Origin of the sequence: Pseudomonas sp. LH21, assembly GCF_036549575.1 — a bacterium.
Classification (GTDB): domain Bacteria; phylum Pseudomonadota; class Gammaproteobacteria; order Pseudomonadales; family Pseudomonadaceae; genus Aquipseudomonas; species Aquipseudomonas peradeniyensis.
In genome coordinates this window covers 1,759,095-1,775,723 of the sequence record NZ_CP144367.1, presented here as the reverse complement: position 1 = coordinate 1,775,723, position 16,629 = coordinate 1,759,095, and the positions used below count along the sequence as shown (strand labels likewise).

The following is a 16,629-nucleotide window of genomic DNA, read 5'->3' as shown; positions in this document are numbered from 1 at the left end:
CGGGGCAAGCCCGCTCCCACGCTGCCCGAGCTAGATCAAAGAATTGTTTTTTGCTTCATGAAAGCGGCCTTGTGCCGCGAAAGGGCTGCACAGCAGCCCCAGCTACCGCCCCAACAATCACCCCGGCCGATACTCCCGACACCGCTCCCGCAGTATCTGCGCCAGCAACCGCACCTCGGGACTGTGCCGATACTCCTCGGGATACCCCATGTACATCGGTACCTCCCGCTCCCGCTGATGCTGCAGGTTGACCCGCACCAGCCGCCCTTGCGCCAGCCCCTGCTGCACCCGATGCTCCGGCAACCAGGCAAAGCCCATCCCCCGCTCGACAAAGCTCTCGGCCGCCGCCAGGCTGCTCACCGTCCAGCGCTGCGAGGTCCCCAGCCAACCGCTGTTCTGCGAATTGCGCGTGCCGGAATCGCGGATCACCACCTGCCGGTGGTTCTTCATGTCGTCCAGGCTCAACTCCCCCTGCGCCGCGCTCAGCGGGTGGCTGGCCCCCACCACGCAGACCAGCGAGACATTGAGCAGGAACTCCTGCAGGTAACCGGAAGGCAGGCTGCTGGCGATGCCCAGCTCGACCTTGCCATCCTCCAGCAGCTCGCGGGCCCCGGACAATGCCGTTTCGTACAGGCGGATACGGTGATCCTTGTACTCCAGGGCAAACTCCTGCAATGCCTGTTGCAGCAATTCGATGGGGAACAGCACATCCACCGCCAGCGCCTGCTCGGTGAACAGCCCGGGCTGGTACTGGTTGGCCAGGTGCTCGAGCTTCTGCGCCGCGCCCAGCAGGTGCTTGGCCTGGGGCAGCAGGGCCTTGCCCAGGGAGGTGAGCACGGCCTTGCGGCCTTCGATGATGAACAGCTCCTGGCCCAGGAGCATTTCCATGCGGTTGACCGAGTGGCTGATGGCCGACTGCGACTTGTACATGTGCTCGCCGGCCTGCTGGAAACCGCCGCACTCGACCGTGCAGACGAACGCGCGCCACTGATCGAGACTGATCTTGGAAAACACCATCACCTCCTTGTGTACCCGAAAACCGGGCGACGAATCCTGTGTCCTGCGGCGTTGTACCACAGCTGCGCACGACACATGAAGACCATGCCGCGATGCACGCACTTTTTGTCACTATTCGCCCAGGCCACTTCGTGCGACAACAACGTCCCGGACAGTGTCCGGCACTAATGGATGAATAATGGACAAGGAGCGTCCCCCATGCAGAGATGCACAAGCGATACGGCCTAAATCAACAGCCGGAACAACACGGCAAAGTATGCGGCGATAACGCCATAAAATTTTCATATTAACTTAATTGAAAATTTTAATTGCCCTATTGTTCAACAACCCCCTCCCAAACCTTTATGGAAGCCGCGTGGCAGCACGGGGCCCGCGCCTGCGCGCACTAAAAAAACGCATAACTTAATAGCCAAAAAAAACCATGAACAGGCGTCATCAATCCCATCGGAATTATTCGCTTTTTTTGGCAAAAGCTTCACCCGCAATAATTAAATGGCCAGCAGGGTCTGGCACCGGAACAACAAGACCGGTTGTGTATTTTGGGATTTTTTCAACAGTGAAAAATAATTGGGCATACACATGAAAATCGGCATTGATGATATTGGGCTGTCTGTACCGCAACACTTTTTCGCACTGGAAGAACTTGCCGAACGGCATGGTATCGATCCGCAGAAATACCTGGTCGGCATCGGCCAGGAGTTCATGGCCGTGCCGGCCCCGGACGAAGACATCGTGACCCTGGCGGCCAACGCCACCCTGCCGCTGCTCGATGACGCCACCCGCGCCTCGATCGCCACGGTGATCCTCGCCACCGAGAGCGGCATCGACCAGTCCAAGGCCGCCGGCCTGTTCGTCCACAGCCTGCTCGGCCTGCGCGCCGACTGCCGCGTGGTGGAGTTCAAGCAGGCCTGCTACGGCGCCACCGCCGGCTTGCAGATGGCCCGTGCGCTGGTCGCCCAGCGTCCTCACGAAAAGGTACTGGTGATCGCCACCGACATCGCCCGCTACGAGCAGAACTCCGAGGGCGAATGCACCCAGGGCGCCGGCGCCGTGGCCATGATCGTGGCCGAGAACCCGCGCCTGCTGGAGCTGCACCCGCACCAGGGCCGCTACAGCCTGGACGTCTCGGACTTCTGGCGACCGAACCTGCGCAGCACCGCGCTGGTCGACGGCAAGCTGTCGATCGAGGTCTACCTGGAGTCGCTGCGCAACGCCTGGCAGAGCTACCGCGCCGACGGCGGCCTGGGCCTGGAAGACATGAGCTTCCTGTGCTTCCACCAGCCGTTCACCAAGATGGCGAAGAAAGCCTTCTCGGTGTTCGAGGAGATCGAGCCTGAAGCAGCCAAGGCCCTGGGCGAGAAGGCGTACTCCACCAGCCAGCTGTACGGCAAGGCCATCGGCAACTGCTACACCGCCTCGCTGTACATCGCCCTGCTGTCACTGCTGGACAACAGCGACGAGGACCTGACCGGCCGCAACATCGGCCTGTTCAGCTACGGTTCGGGCAGCGTCGGCGAGTTCTTCAGCGCCACCGTGGTGCCGGGCTACCAGGCCCATTCGCGGCGCAAGGCGCATGCGCGCATGCTGGCCAGCCGCACCCGCCTGGGCCATGAGCAGTACAGCACCTGGTTCTACGGCGACAACCACCCGGCCGTGGCCGACTACAGCACGCCGTACGTCACCGGCGGCGCGTTCCGCTACGGCGGTTGCGAGGGCTATCGCCGTCAGTACGAGAGCACCGCCCTGTCCCTGAAGATGGCGAGCTGACGACCATGAGCGACGTGCTGCTGAGCTGGCCGCAACCCGCGGTCGCCTGCCTGACCCTGAACCGTCCGCATGCCGGCAACGCCCTCGACGAGGCCCTGCTCGGGGCCTTGCACGAGCAGCTGCAGGCCCTCGCCGAGCACCCGGGGCTGCGCGCCCTGGTGCTCGACGGCGCCGGCGAGCACCTGTGCACCGGGGCGGACCTGGAGTGGATGCGCCGCAGCCGCGACTTCGACCATGCGCGCAACCTGGAGGACGCCAGCCTGCTGGCCAATGTCCTGCAGCGCCTGGACGACTTCCCGGTGCCGGTGCTGATGCTGGCCCGCGGCGCGGTGTTCGGCGGGGCCCTGGGCCTGCTGTGCTGCGCCGACCACGTGCTGGCCGCCGAGGATGCGCGGTTCTGCTTCAGCGAGGCGCGCCTGGGCCTGGCCCCGGCCTTGATCAGCCCCTACGTGGTGCGCGCCATGGGCGTGCGCCAGGCACGGCGCTACATGCTCTCGGCCGAGGTGTTCGGCAGCGAGGACGCGCTGCGCCTGCAGCTGGTCCACCGCCTGGTGCCCGCCGCCGAGCTGGAGCAGGCCCGCGACCGCTGGCTGGCCACCCTGCTGCAGACCGGCCCCCAGGCCAGTCGCGAGATCAAGCAGATGCTGGCGCGCCTGGCAGGCCGCGACCACCTGCTCGACGAGCAGGGTTGCAACCTGCAACTGATCGCCCGCCTGCGCACCTCCAGCGAGGGCCAGCACGGTCTTGCCGCCTTCTTCGAACGCAGCCGCCCCGACTGGGCGCAATGAACCCTGGGTGCGCGGACCACGAAGCCCGCGCCGTTCCGGCGTCGCCGACGACGCCCGACCTATGAGAAAAGGATTTTGCCATGTGTGGTTTCATCGGTGTCTACCAGTCCAAACGCAACAGCATCAGCGACCAGTCGATCCTCGACGCCCTGGCCGCCATCAACCACCGCGGCCCGGACGAGCACAGCCTGTGGCGTGACCCGGGCGAGCGCGCCGTGCTCGGCCACACCCGCCTGAGCATCATCGGCCTGGACAACGGCATGCAGCCGATCGTCGCCGACGAAGGCGACCTGGCGGTGATCGTCAACGGCGAGTTCTACGACCATGAGCGCATCCGTGCCGAACTGCAGGCCGAAGGCGCGATCTTCAAGACCGCCTCGGACAGCGAGATCGCCCTGCACCTGTACCGCCGCTCCGGCATGGCCGGGCTCAAGGAGCTCCGCGGCGAGTTCGCCATGGTCCTGTTCGACCGCCGTCGCCGCCTGATGCTGGCGGTGCGCGACCGCCTGGGCATCAAGCCACTGTTCTACACCCAGCATGAAGGCAACTGGTACTTCGCCTCCGAGATCAAGGCCCTGCTGGCCGCCGGCGTCAACCCGACCTGGGACGAGAACGCCTACGCCAGCCGCGCCTTCTACCTGCGCGACCACACCCTGTTCGAAGGCGTGCGCAGCGTGCAGCCGGGCTGCTGGGTGATGGTCGACCACGGCGGCCTGCACAGCGGCCGCTACTGGGACATGGAATTCGCCCGCCGCGACACCCCGGCGCCGAGCGACGAGGCCGGCATGATCGAATCCGTGCGCGCCGCCATCGAGGAAGCCGTGCGCCTGCGCCTGCGCGCCGACGTGCCGATGGGCGTGTACCTGAGCGGCGGCATCGACTCCTCGGCGATGCTGGGCATGGCCACCGCCCTCAAGGGCGAGCCGCTGGACGCCTTCAACCTGTCGTTCACCGACATGGACGACTACGACGAGAACCGTTTCGCGCGCATGGCCGCCGAGCACAACGGCGCGCGCTTCCACACCATCGAGATCACCCAGGATGACTTGGCGGACAACTTCGAGCAGGCGGTGTGGCACAACGAGACGCCGTTCTTCAACGCCCACGGCGTGGCCAAGTACATCCTCAGCAAGGAAGTGCGCAAGGCCGGCCTGAAGGTGGTGCTGACCGGCGAAGGCGCCGACGAAGTGTTCGCCGGCTACCCGCACTTCCGCCGCGACATGCTGCTGTACAACAACGAACAACAAGACCCGAAAGTCATCGACCTGCTGCGCCAGCGCATCCAGGCCAACGAGCAGGGCTACACCAACGCACACATGCCCCACGACATCCACTGGATGGTCGACCAGCTCAAGCACGGCGTGTCGTGGCTGGACAACCAGGCCGGCTGGTTCAAGGCCCTGGAGAGCCTGTACCGCGGTGACTTCCGCGACCACTTCACCGGTGTCGACCCGTACCGCCAGTTCTTCGACCGCCTCGACCACGGCAAGCTCGCCGATCGCGACCCGGTGCACAACTCCATGTACCTATGGGCCAAGTCGTACCTGCCGAACTTCGTCCTCACCACCCTGGGCGACCGCATGGAGATGGCCAACAGCATCGAAGGCCGCGTGCCGCTGCTCGACCACCACGTGGTCGAACTGGCCTGCCAACTGCCGGTGTGGATGAAGGTGCGCGGCGCCACCGAGAAGTACGTGTTCCGCGAAGCCATGCGCCCTTACCTGCCCAAGGCCCTGTACGAGCGCAAGAAGCACTACTTCCGCGCCCCGCCGGCCACCCTGCAGCAGCAAGGCCGCCTGTGGCAACTGGTGCAGGACACCCTGCACAGCCGTGACCTGGACGCCCTGCCGTTCTTCGACGCGGCCAAGGTCCGCAGCCTGCTCAAGCAGCTGCCGACCCTCAGCGCCCAGGAACAGGGCCTGCTCGACCCGATGCTGATGGAGCTGACCAGCCTGTGCCTGCTGCAACGCCGCTACCGCATGAGCGGCCAGAGCTGGAACACCTTGAACGAGGTGGCCGCATGAAGATCGCGATCATCGGCGCCGGCCTCAATGGCCTGGCCTGCGCCCTGATTCTCAAGCGCTTCGGCCTCGAGGCCACGGTGTACGAGCGGGCCAATGGCCCGCGCGACTCGGGCACCGGCATCTACGTCTGGCCCCAGGGCGTGCAGGTGCTGCGCTTCCTGTTCAACGACACCGGCTTCATCGGCCGCGGCAAGGCCATCGAGTTCCTCGACACCCATGGCCGCGACGGTCGCCTGATCCACAGCCAGCCGGTGCGCCCGGACGGCCTGGGGATCCCGGCGCCGGCGGTGATGTTCCCGCGTCCCGAGCTGTTCGGCCTGCTGCGCGAACGCCTGGCCCCCGGGCAGATCCGCTACCAGATGGGCTGCGAGAAGGTGGAGAAGGTCGGCGAACAGGCGCGGGTCACCTTCAGCAACGGCGAGCAGGAAGACTTCGACCTGGTGATCGGCAGCGACGGCGTCGGCTCCACCGTGCGTCAGTGCCTGGAGCCGGGCCTGACGCCCTACGACACGGGCCTGGTGGCCAGCCGCGGCATGGTCGAGTTCGACTCGCCGCTGCTGCTGCCCGACCGTTGCCAGATCTTCGCCTCGGAGTTCTCGCGGGTGGTCACCTACCCGCTGGCGGCCGACCGTCCGTACCGCTACTGGTTCGCCGCCTACCAGCACCGCAACCAGCCGCTGCTCGACCGCGACGGCCTGGTGCGGCTGTTCGCCGACCTGCCGCCGGATGTGGTGCGGATGATGCAAGCCACCGAGCACGAGCAGATCCTCACCCACAAGATGATGGCGCTGACCGGCGCCGGCTGCTGGCAGAACGGCCGCGTGGTGATGCTCGGCGACAGCATCCACGCAATGCTGCCGACCCTCGGCTACGGCCTGACCCTGGGCCTGGAGAACGCCTTCATGCTCGCCCAGGCCCTGGTCGGCTGCTGCGACGAGCGCCTCGACAGCGCCCTGCAGCGCTACGAGATCCGCGCCGCCGAGCGCTCGCGAGTGATGCTGGAAGTGATGCGCGACATGACCGACCTGTACTACTTCGAGGAGGACAGTGCCATGACCTCCTCGCGGATCCGGCCGATCGTCGAGCGCTTCCACGACCTGGCCCTGACCACGGTGTTCTGAGGAGATCGCCATGAGTGACGCATACCGCCAGCGCCTGCAGGCCTTCGTCAGCGAGCGCATCACGCCGAACGTGGCGGCCTGGGAGCAGCTCGGCGCCTACCCGGCCACGCTCAACCGCGAGGCCGGCGCCGCCGGCCTGCTCGGCCTGGGCCACGACCACCGCCAGTTGCCGGACGACCCGCGGGCCGTGGCGGTGCTGATCGAGGAGCTGACCCGCAGCGGCGCCCAGGGCATCACCATGGGCCTGGGCTCGCACTTCGTCAGCCTCAAGGCGGTGCAGGCCACCGGCCACCCGATCGTCCACGACCTGGTGCCGGCGGTGCTCGACGGCCGCCAGAGCATCGCCCTGGCGATCACCGAGCGCCAGGCTGGCTCCGACTTGCGCGCCCTGGAGTGCCGGGCCACGCGCCAGGCTGACGGCTACCGGCTGAACGGACACAAGGCGTTTATCTGCAACGCCACCCGCGCCGACTGGCTGCTGATGGTCGGCCACTGCGAGGACGGCCTGGCGCTGTTCCTGGTCGAAGGCTCTGCCGCCGGCATCCGCCACACCCCGCGCCAGGCCCTGGGCTGGCGCTGCCTGCCGCTGGCCGACCTGGAGCTTGTGGACGTGCCAGCGCTGCGCCTGACCGGCAAGGGCGGCGTCGGCCGCCTGCTGCAGGCCAGCCTGCAGCAGGAGCGGCTGAACCTGGCGGTGATGGCCATCACCAGCGCCGACATGGCCCTGCAGGCCGCCATCGACTGGTGCAAGAGCCGTCAGGTCGGCGGCAAGGCGCTGTTCGACAAGTCGGTGATCCGCCAGCGCCTGGCCGAGCACTACGCACAGCTGACAGTCAGCCGCCAGTTCGTCGACACCTGCGTGGCCCGCCAGGCCGAAGGCACCCTGGACCCACACCAGGTGGCCATCGCCAAGAACAGCGCCGTGCAGACCCTGGAAACCCTGGCCCGCGACGCCGTGCAGCTGCATGGCGCCCACGGCTGCGTCGAGCCCTCGCTGGTCGAACGCATCCACCGCGACGCCCGCCTGCTGGCCATCGGCGGCGGCACCCACGAAATCATGCTGGAAATCATTGCCCGGCACCTGTGAAGGATCACACCATGAGCACCATCAGCGACCACGCCGCCGCGCACTCGCGCGCGCTGCTCGAACACGCCTACCAGCGCTACTGCGGGCTGGAAATGCTGGAACAATCCCCCGGCCAGTGCACCTGCCGGCTGACCGTTACCGATGCCATCGACAACCTCAGCCAGACCCTGCACGGCGGGGTGATCTACTCGATGCTCGACGTCACCAGCATGCTCGCCACCCTGCCCTTGCTGGGGCCTGACGAGTACGCCCTGACCAACAGTTTCAACACCCTGCTGCTGTCGGCCACGCCACGGGACACCGAGGTGCTGTTCCACGCCAAGGTGATCCGCGACGGACGCAACCTGATGTTCACCCAGGCCGAGGCCTGGCGGGTCAACGCCGACGGCAGCCAGACGCGCATCGCCAGCGCGCAGCTGAGCAAGTTCAGGCTCAAGCGCGAGTGGTAATGGCGTAATCACCCATCACGTTCATCGCGGGGCAAGCCCGCTCCCACGCGATTTGCGGGAGCAGGCTTGCCCCGCGATCGTTTCAGCACAGAGCCCCTGGCGATACATGACAACCTTAAGGGTAATACCCTGATTATCTGCGCTTTTCACTCCCGCCCGATTGCTCAAGACTGGCTATCACACACATCACAGAAAGGATTCTCGCAATGAATCACAAGGTCCTGGTCATCCGCTCCTCGATCAAGTCCGATGGCGGCTTCTCCGGCCAACTGGTGGACAACTTCCTCAAGCAGCTCAAAGAGGTCAACCCCGAAGCTTCGGTGGTGGTACGCGACCTGCACGCCCAGCCCATCCCGCACCTCAATGCGGTGACCATGGACGCCCTGTTTGGCGGTGACGCCAGCAGCATCGAGGCGGCCGCGGCGCTGAAGCTGTCCAACGAGCTGATCGAAGAGATCCAGGAAGCCGACCGCGTGGTGATCGGCCTGCCACGCTACAACTTCGGCGCACCGTCGATCCTGCACACCTGGGTCGACTACATCGTGCGCGGCGGCGTTACCTTCACCTACGTCGACGGCGCCCCGGTCGGCCTGCTGGATGACAAGCCAGTGCACGTGCTCAACGCCAGCGGCGGCGTCTACAGCCAGGGCACCGACACCCTGGCCGGCTGGCTGTCGCAGACCCTGGGCTTCGTCGGCCTGAACAGCGTCGAGTTCATCTACGCCGAAGGCCTGGGCATGGGCGAAGAAAGCCTGGCCGCGGGCCTGGCCGCCGCCAACCTGAAGATCCAGCACAGCATCGCCGCCCTCGGCGAACGCCCATGCCCAAGCCTGGCCACCGCCGTAGGGAGGTAAGATGACCCGCAGCCAAGACAACCCGTCGGTCCAGGAGCTGTTCCTCAGCGAACTGGTGGCCGAGCCCAACCGCTACCACCTGTACATCTCCCACGCCTGCCCGTTCTCGCACCGGGTGCACCTGGTGCAGAGCCTGCTGGGCCTGGAAGACGCGCTGGACGTCACCTCGGTGGCGGCGCGCCGCCACGACCAGGGCTGGGAGTTCGACGAGCACGACCAGGACCCGCTGCACAAGGACGTCACCCTGCTGTCGAGCCTGTACGAGCGCTCGCGCCCGGGCTTCACCGGCAACCAGTCGGTGCCGGTGCTCTGGGATCGTCAGCAGAACCGTATCGTGCACAACGATTCGGCGGAGCTGGCGCTGCAGATGGCCACCCGCCTGCTGCCCCTGGCCAAGACCCCGATCGACCTGGTGCCCGACCGCTCCAGCTGCGACATCGTCGAGCTCAACCAGTGGCTGCACACCAACATCAACCGCATGGTCTACCACATGGGCTTCGCCGCGGACCAGGCGAGCTACGACCAGGCCTTCCAGCAGTTCTTCGCGGCCATGGACACCCTCGAGCACCGGCTGCGCAAGCAGCCGTACCTGGTGGGCGGCAAGCTGAGCCTGTCGGACCTGTTCCTGCTGCCCACGCTGATCCGCTACGAGGCGGTGTACTACGTGCACTTCAAGACCAACCACAAGACCCTGGCCGAGTACCCGGCGCTATACCAGTACCTGGTACGCCTGACGCAGATCCCGGCGATCTACCGCACCATCGACATGGCGCATATCAAGCTGCATTACTACTACTCGCACAACCACATCAACCCGACCCGGATCGTGCCCCAGGGGCCGGCGTTGAGCTGGTTGAACTGAGCAGTCGGCGTTTGCGGTCTTTTCCGGCCGGTCCGACGCCTCGGCAAGGCCGCTCCTACAGGAGGCGCATCCCCCTGTAGGAGCGGCCTTGTGCCGCGAAAGGGCTGCCTCGCAGCCCCGGCGGTTGAAGCCGAATACCGACTCCGGACGACTTCAACACCTTGAGGCTGTTACACGCCAAGACCACGCCGATCTTACAAACTGAACCTCATTCAGGCCTTGCCACGCCGCGGCCGCTGGCCGGGCGGAACCACCAGCCCTGCTGCATGCCCGCAGCCGCCAGCAGGATCAGCCCCACCCCCAGCCACTGCACCGCCGCCAGGCGATGGTCGAAGGCCACCCAGTCGACCAGGATCGCCGCGATCGGGTAGATGAACGACAGCGCCCCGGTCAACGCCGTGGGCAGGCGCTGGATGGCGCTGTACAGCAGCACGTACATCAACCCGGTATGCACGATCCCCAGTGTCACCAGGCTGCCGAGCGCCGGCAGTTCACCCGGCAATCCACCAAGCTTCACCCACGGCGCCAGCAGCAACACACCGGTGCTCACCTGGATCAGCGCGATCAGGTGCGGCGGCGTGCCGGTCAGGCGCTTGATGATCAACGCCGCCACGGCGTACAGGAACGCCGCGCCCAATGCCAGGGCAATGCCCAGCAGGTACTCGTCGCCACTGGCCTGCCCCGCGCCATGGGCACTGACGATGGCCAGCATGCCGAGGAACGCCACGCTCAACCAGGTCAGCTTGGCCGGGGTGATCTTCTCGCCGAGAAACAGCGCGGCCAGGCCCACCAGCATGAACGGCTGAACGTTGTACACCGCCGTGCCGATGGCAATCGAAGCCCGCGAGTAGGAGGCGAACAGCAGCACCCAGTTGCCGACGATCGCCACCCCGCTGGCCACCGCCAGCAGGAAGGTGGCGCGGGTCAGCACGCCCGGCTTGAGAAAGCCCATGGCCGCGCAGATCAGCAGCAAGGTGCCGGCGCCGAACACGCAGCGCCAGAACACCACTTCCAGCACCGGCTGCCCGGACACCAGCACGAACCAGCCAATGGTCCCGGAGATCAGCATGGCGGCGATCATTTCCAGCGAGCCACGGCGCAGCGAATTGTCCATCTCACACCTCCTGTCGACGATGGGCACAGTATGCGGAGGGTCGAGGGCGACCTTCCAGCGGATAAACAAGGCATATCGGTGCTCTCGCCTTTACTATCAAGGCATATCATGAAAATCACCTAACGAGGCTGCCATGACCGATGCCATCGACCAGTTGCTGATCAACGCCCTGATGGAAGACTCGCGCCGCTCGCTCAAGGCCCTGGCGCAGATCAGCGGATTGTCGGCGCCCAGCGTCAGCGAGCGCCTGCGCCGCCTGGAGGAGCGCGGCGTGCTGCGCGGCTATACGGTGGAGGTGGACCCGCGCTGTTTCGGCTACCAGTTGCAGGCGATCGTACGGATTCGCCCGCTGCCGGGGCAGTTGCAGGAAGTGGAGCGGCAAATCATCGCCATTCCCGAGTTCACCGAATGCGACAAAGTCACTGGAGAGGATTGTTTCATCGCCCGCCTGCATGTGCGCTCGATGGAGCAACTGGACACGCTGCTCGACCGCCTCAACGTGCTGGCCGAGACCAACACGGCGATCATCAAGAAGACGCCGGTGAAGCGGCGGTTGCCGCCGATGGCGTGAGGGAGGTTTTGCAGTTGCAGGCCTTATCGCGGGGCAAGCCCGCTCCCACGCAGTCGGCCCGGCCAAAACTTGTACACATGAATGTCACCATAAGTGCCATTTTTGTGTTCACTTTTGACCGGTAACGCCCCATTAAGTTACATACTCCAATCAACTAAATCTGACCATTCGATCAACTAAAATGTCGAGCAAAAAATATTACCTGTTCATTTGGTCAGCTTATATTTCCTTTATTTCATCAACTTATCTTTCAAATAGATAGATTCAAATTAGTAGCAACCTGAAAGCGAGTTGATCGCTGGCATGGAACTGGCTTTTATGTGTTTGCGTTTTGTATACAAGTTTGACGAAACATAAATACACAAGAACCCGCAGCGTCACCCCACCGGTGACCGTTGCGCCCAGAACCCAGTGATGCCAACGCCTGCACCGACGAGATGGCGAGCCCGTGCGCCAGCGCCCGCTCATCGCAGTCACACGCATCAGGAGCCGCCGGAATGAGTAGCAGCCTCCCCCTTGCCCCTGAACTTTCCGTTGCCAGCACCCATCCCTCGACCACCACCCTCGAAGGCCAACCCGCCGATCTCGAACTGAGCCCGCGCCTGCACAACCGCGACCTCGCCCCGACCAAACTGGCAGGCCGCCGCTGGGGCGGCTACAGCATCTTCGCGCTGTGGACCAACGACGTGCACAACATCGCCAACTACTCCTTCGCCATGGGGCTGTTCGCCCTCGGCCTGGGCGGCTGGCAGATCCTGCTGTCGCTGGCGATCGGCGCGGCGCTGGTGTACTTCTTCATGAACCTGTCCGGCTACATGGGGCAGAAGACCGGCGTGCCGTTCCCGGTGATCAGCCGCATCGCCTTCGGCATCCATGGCGCGCAGATCCCGGCGCTGATCCGCGCGGTGATCGCCATCGCCTGGTTCGGCATCCAGACCTACCTGGCCTCAGTGGTGCTGCGGGTGCTGCTGACCGCCGTGTGGCCACAGGTGGCCGCCTATGACCACGACAGCATCCTCGGCCTGTCGAGCCTGGGCTGGGTGTGCTTCGTGGCGATCTGGCTGGTGCAGCTGGTGATCCTCGCCTACGGCATGGAGATGGTGCGCCGCTACGAGGCCTTCGCCGGCCCGGTGATCCTGCTGACCGTGGCGAGCCTGGCAGTATTCATGTACTTCAAGGCCGATGCGCGTATCGCCTGGTCGGTCGCCGAGCCCCTGAGCGGCTACGAAATGTGGCGCAATATCTTCGCCGGCGGCGCGCTGTGGCTGGCGATCTACGGCACCCTGGTGCTCAACTTCTGCGACTTCGCCCGCTCCTCGCCGTGCCGCAGGACCATCCGCGTCGGCAACTTCTGGGGCCTGCCGGTGAACATCCTGGTGTTCGCGGCGATCACCGTGGTGCTGTGCGGCGCGCAGTTCCAGATCAACGGCCAGGTCATCGACAGCCCGACACAGATCGTCGCCAGCATCCCCAACACCGTGTTCCTGGTGCTGGGCTGCCTGGCCTTCCTGATCGTCACCGTGGCGGTGAACATCATGGCCAACTTCGTCGCCCCGGCCTTCGTGCTCAGCAACCTGGCGCCGCGCCACCTGAACTTCCGCCGCGCTGGGCTGATCAGCGCCACCCTGGCGGTGCTGATCCTGCCATGGAACCTGTACAACAGCCCGCTGGTGATCGTGTACTTCCTCTCGGGCCTGGGCGCCCTGCTCGGCCCGCTGTACGGGGTGATCATGGCCGACTACTGGCTGCTGCGTAAGGGCCGTATCAACGTGCCCGAGCTGTACAGCGAGAATCCCGCCGGCGCCTACCACTACACCCGCGGCATCAACCTGCGCGCCGTGGCCGCGTTCATCCCGGCCGCGCTGCTGGCCATCGTCCTGGCCCTAGTGCCCAACTTCCACGGTATCGCGCCGTTCTCCTGGCTGATCGGTGCCGGCATCGCCGCCGCCGTCTACCTGCTGATCGCGCCACGCCACCGCCAATACCTCGATGTCAGCGGCGAATGCATCGCCGTCGACCACAGCAGCCACTGAATTTCAGGGAGATCCGTCATGCGTATTCTGATCGCCAACGTCAACACCACCGAAGCCATCACCGAAGCCATTGCCGAGCAAGCGCGCAGCGTGGCCGCACCCGGTACCGAGATCGTCGGCCTGACCCCGTGGTTCGGCGCCGAGTCGGTGGAGGGCAACTTCGAGAGCTACCTGGCCGCCATCGCGGTGATGGACCGGGTGCTGGCCTACGACCAGCCCTTCGATGCCGTGATCCAGGCCGGCTACGGCGAGCATGGCCGCGAAGGCCTGCAGGAGCTGCTGGACGTGCCGGTGGTGGACATCACCGATGCCGCCGCCAGCACCGCCATGTACCTGGGCCACGCCTACTCAGTGGTGACCACGCTGGACCGCACCGTGCCGCTGATCGAGGACCGCCTGAAACTGTCCGGGCTATACGAGCGCTGCGCCTCGGTACGCGCCAGCGGCCTGGCGGTGCTGGAGCTGGAAAGCGACCCACGGCGTGCAGTGGAAGCCATCGTCGAGCAGGCCGAACGGGCCGTGCGCGAGGACAAGGCCGAGGTCATCTGCCTGGGTTGCGGCGGCATGGCCGGGCTTGACGAGCAGATCCGCCAGCGTACCGGGGTGCCGGTGGTGGACGGTGTGAGCGCGGCGGTGACCATTGCCGAGTCGCTGGTGAGGTTGGGGTTGAGTACCTCCAAGGTGCGCACCTATGCCACGCCGAGGGCGAAGAAGGTGGTGGGTTGGCCGATGCGCTTCGGTCGCTGATCTGCCCATCGCGGGGCAAGTCGCATCGGCGCACTCCCGCACCCACACCTTCGTGGGAGCGGGCTTGCCCCGCGATCAGATCCGCACAGTCAGCGCAGTAACTTCGCCAGTCGCTCGCCACTGCCACAGGCAAGGGTAAACCCCAAGGCCCCATGCCCCAGATTCAGCCACAGGTTGCGATACCGTGTGGCCTCGATGATCGGCACCCCGGTCGGCGTAGCCGGCCGCATCCCAGCCCACTCCACCGCCTGCCCGTAATCAGCGGCCTCCGGCAGGGTCTCGCGCGCCAGCCGTCGCATGCTCGCGAGCCTGCCGGCATCCACCGACTCGTCGTAGCCGACGATATCCACCATCGCCGCCACACGCAGGTGATCCTCCAGCCGGGCATAGACGATCTTGCGTTCGTAGTCGGTGATGCTCACCTCGGGCGCCCGATGCGCGGCGCCAATCGGCGCGGTCAGGCTGTAACCTTTCAAGGGATAGACCGGCAAATTCAAGCCCGGCAATGCCAGGCCGGCGCTACGGTGCCCGGTACTTAGCACCAGGCGCTGTACTTCCAGCCGCTCATTGCCCATCTCAAGGGCCAGCACCTGATCATCGTGCGCTATCAGCCGTGTCACCGGCCGCCCCAACAGCAATCTGCATTGCCCGGATGCCTCCAGGCACTCGGCCAGGCGCAGGCAGAAACGGTGGCAATCGGCGACTTCCTCGCCCGGAGTGAACACGCCGCCAACGAAAGGTGCATCTGCCAGTGCCGGGTCGAGTCTACGCAGTTCGGCAGCATCCAGTGTTCGCTGGCTTTGGGGATCAAGCAGGTGTTGGCGCCCGTGGTCGAATGCACGCTGGGTACGGAATGCGACCAGCTTGCCATTGCGCCGCCAGGCGAAATCATCGAGGCCGTCCTGCTCGCGCCAGCGCTGCAAAGCCGCCTGGCTTTCGAGCGCCAGACTCAGCAGCCGAGCGGCATTACGGCGATTGACGGAGGTGCGGCAGGCCATGACGAAAGCCGCCAGCCAACACCACTGTGCAGGGTCCAGACGCAACCGAAGGCGCAACGGCGAGTCCCCCTGCAGCAACCAGCCAAGCGCCTGCCACGGCACACCGGCATCGGCCAGCGGCGCCACATAGCGATACGAAAGCTGCCCACCGTTGGCGAAGCTGGTGGCGCTGGCCAGGCTGTCGCGGGCCTCGACCAGGTCGACCTGCCAGCCGTCGCGCACCAGCGCATAAGCCGTCGCCAGGCCGACCACCCCGCCGCCGATCACTGTCACCCGCTGGTTCATGCGTCCATTCCCGTCCCGGCCTGATGGCCAGACAGTAACAGCAGGTCAGGTCGGGCAGCCAGACTCGCCGTGATCGAGCCCCTGGCGCACGTTGCGGCTGAGCAGGGTCGCCTTGCCATCGCGCCAGGTCAGCGTGAGCACGTACAAGGTGTCGAAATCGTCGCGATGCCAGTCTTCGGTGAGCACCCGCTCCTCGCCCAGGGCCTTGCCGGCCACGGTGTTGATCAGTTCCGGAAGATAGCCGCGTGACCAGGCGGTGTAGACCGTCGCATTGCGGTACTTGCTACTGAGCAATTCGTCAGCCAGATCGTCGGTGTCGTTGGCGCCATAGTCGATGTTCACCGGCAAGCCGAGGCGGATGGCGCTGGGGCTGATGGTCATCAGCGGGCGGATATAGCTGTAGCGCTCATCCTGGCTACCTTCCTCGACACCCCGCGAAGGGTTGGCGGCGAATACGTAGTCAGCCTTGCCGAAGCGCTCGGGCAGCAAGGTGGCGAGGTCCAGGGCGCGGTTGAGTCCCTGGCAGTTCAGCTGTCCCAACCCCTCCCCGGGTTTCTCGGCATGGCGCAGGAAGACCAGGGTCTGGGTGCCATCCACGGGTTGCGCGCGACTCTCGACCACAGCCAAGGCCAACGGCACGGCCGCAGCAGCGAGCGTCAGGCTCAACAACAGGTGACGACGACGGCGAAGGAAGGTGGGCAGCTTCATCTGGGATGAACTCTTGTGGCAAGCGGTACTGGGTTGCCCCGCCACATGGTCCTGCAGCCTTGGCTGCTGGTCGTCCTTGTCGTGAATCCCTTCCGTGGCAGCGAGTGAGGGTCAGAGTGCCCTCGACCCGTTTGGTTCCTCCCTGGGCGCACATGCCGTTCCATGGACATAGGCCACGTTAACGCCTGTGTGTTGCTGAATTAT

At 65.4% G+C, this 16,629-nt stretch carries 16 protein-coding genes; 11 read left to right on the top strand and 5 right to left on the bottom strand.

What is annotated here, in order from left to right:
• Window positions 1-117: 117 nt before the first annotated feature.
• Entirely contained in the window at window positions 118-1,014 is an 897-nt protein-coding gene (locus VUG52_RS08310; protein ID WP_052896062.1) for a LysR family transcriptional regulator, read from the bottom strand.
• Window positions 1,015-1,467: 453 nt separating this feature from the next.
• Window positions 1,468-1,674 (bottom strand): hypothetical protein, encoded by a 207-nt coding sequence (locus VUG52_RS08305; RefSeq protein WP_331833199.1) that lies wholly within the window; start codon window positions 1,672-1,674, stop codon window positions 1,468-1,470.
• Between VUG52_RS08305 and VUG52_RS08300 the strand changes: the two genes are divergently transcribed.
• From VUG52_RS08300 to VUG52_RS08265, 8 genes are all read left to right on the top strand, one after another.
• Window positions 1,597-2,784 (top strand): hydroxymethylglutaryl-CoA synthase, encoded by a 1,188-nt coding sequence (locus VUG52_RS08300; RefSeq protein WP_331832688.1) that lies wholly within the window; start codon window positions 1,597-1,599, stop codon window positions 2,782-2,784. The genes VUG52_RS08305 and VUG52_RS08300 overlap by 78 nt on opposite strands.
• Before the next feature lie 5 nt (window positions 2,785-2,789).
• Window positions 2,790-3,572 carry an enoyl-CoA hydratase-related protein gene (locus tag VUG52_RS08295; protein WP_331832687.1) on the top strand — a complete coding sequence of 261 codons (783 nt, stop codon included), beginning with the start codon at window positions 2,790-2,792 and terminating at the stop codon, window positions 3,570-3,572.
• An 80-nt stretch (window positions 3,573-3,652) separates the two neighbouring features.
• Window positions 3,653-5,596: an asparagine synthase (glutamine-hydrolyzing) gene (gene asnB, locus VUG52_RS08290; protein WP_331832685.1), complete on the top strand. Its 1,944-nt coding sequence runs from the start codon at window positions 3,653-3,655 to the stop codon at window positions 5,594-5,596.
• Window positions 5,593-6,717 (top strand): FAD-dependent oxidoreductase, encoded by a 1,125-nt coding sequence (locus VUG52_RS08285; protein WP_062574716.1) that lies wholly within the window; start codon window positions 5,593-5,595, stop codon window positions 6,715-6,717. Before asnB ends, VUG52_RS08285 begins: the two co-directional genes overlap by 4 nt.
• 10 nt (window positions 6,718-6,727) lie before the next feature.
• Window positions 6,728-7,804 carry an acyl-CoA dehydrogenase family protein gene (locus VUG52_RS08280; RefSeq protein ID WP_050706620.1) on the top strand — a complete coding sequence of 359 codons (1,077 nt, stop codon included), beginning with the start codon at window positions 6,728-6,730 and terminating at the stop codon, window positions 7,802-7,804.
• Window positions 7,805-7,815: 11 nt separating this feature from the next.
• Entirely contained in the window at window positions 7,816-8,253 is a 438-nt protein-coding gene (locus tag VUG52_RS08275; RefSeq protein WP_028692820.1) for a PaaI family thioesterase, read from the top strand.
• 206 nt (window positions 8,254-8,459) lie between these two features.
• Entirely contained in the window at window positions 8,460-9,107 is a 648-nt protein-coding gene (locus VUG52_RS08270) for an FMN-dependent NADH-azoreductase (RefSeq protein ID WP_050706621.1), read from the top strand.
• 1 nt (window position 9,108) lies between these two features.
• Window positions 9,109-9,969, top strand: coding sequence for a glutathione S-transferase C-terminal domain-containing protein (locus tag VUG52_RS08265; protein WP_050706622.1), 861 nt, complete (start codon window positions 9,109-9,111; stop codon window positions 9,967-9,969).
• 208 nt (window positions 9,970-10,177) lie between these two features.
• Here VUG52_RS08265 and VUG52_RS08260 read toward each other — a convergent pair whose 3' ends face one another.
• Window positions 10,178-11,083, bottom strand: coding sequence for a DMT family transporter (locus VUG52_RS08260; protein WP_262951578.1), 906 nt, complete (start codon window positions 11,081-11,083; stop codon window positions 10,178-10,180).
• 133 nt (window positions 11,084-11,216) lie between these two features.
• Between VUG52_RS08260 and VUG52_RS08255 the strand changes: the two genes are divergently transcribed.
• From VUG52_RS08255 to VUG52_RS08245, 3 genes are all read left to right on the top strand, one after another.
• The gene (locus VUG52_RS08255; protein ID WP_050706624.1) at window positions 11,217-11,654 is read left to right on the top strand and encodes an Lrp/AsnC family transcriptional regulator; all 438 of its coding nucleotides are present in this window, start codon (window positions 11,217-11,219) and stop codon (window positions 11,652-11,654) included.
• A 497-nt stretch (window positions 11,655-12,151) separates the two neighbouring features.
• Window positions 12,152-13,687 carry an NCS1 family nucleobase:cation symporter-1 gene (locus VUG52_RS08250; RefSeq protein ID WP_050706625.1) on the top strand — a complete coding sequence of 512 codons (1,536 nt, stop codon included), beginning with the start codon at window positions 12,152-12,154 and terminating at the stop codon, window positions 13,685-13,687.
• Window positions 13,688-13,705: 18 nt separating this feature from the next.
• Entirely contained in the window at window positions 13,706-14,434 is a 729-nt protein-coding gene (locus VUG52_RS08245) for an aspartate/glutamate racemase family protein (RefSeq protein ID WP_028692810.1), read from the top strand.
• An 89-nt stretch (window positions 14,435-14,523) separates the two neighbouring features.
• On the opposite strand, the gene VUG52_RS08240 is transcribed toward VUG52_RS08245, so the two are convergent.
• Together VUG52_RS08240 and VUG52_RS08235 are read right to left on the bottom strand one after the other, a co-directional pair.
• The gene (locus VUG52_RS08240) at window positions 14,524-15,717 is read right to left on the bottom strand and encodes a D-amino acid dehydrogenase (RefSeq protein WP_331832683.1); all 1,194 of its coding nucleotides are present in this window, start codon (window positions 15,715-15,717) and stop codon (window positions 14,524-14,526) included.
• Window positions 15,718-15,762: 45 nt separating this feature from the next.
• Window positions 15,763-16,425 carry a histidine phosphatase family protein gene (locus VUG52_RS08235; protein ID WP_186732943.1) on the bottom strand — a complete coding sequence of 221 codons (663 nt, stop codon included), beginning with the start codon at window positions 16,423-16,425 and terminating at the stop codon, window positions 15,763-15,765.
• Window positions 16,426-16,629 lie beyond the last annotated feature (204 nt).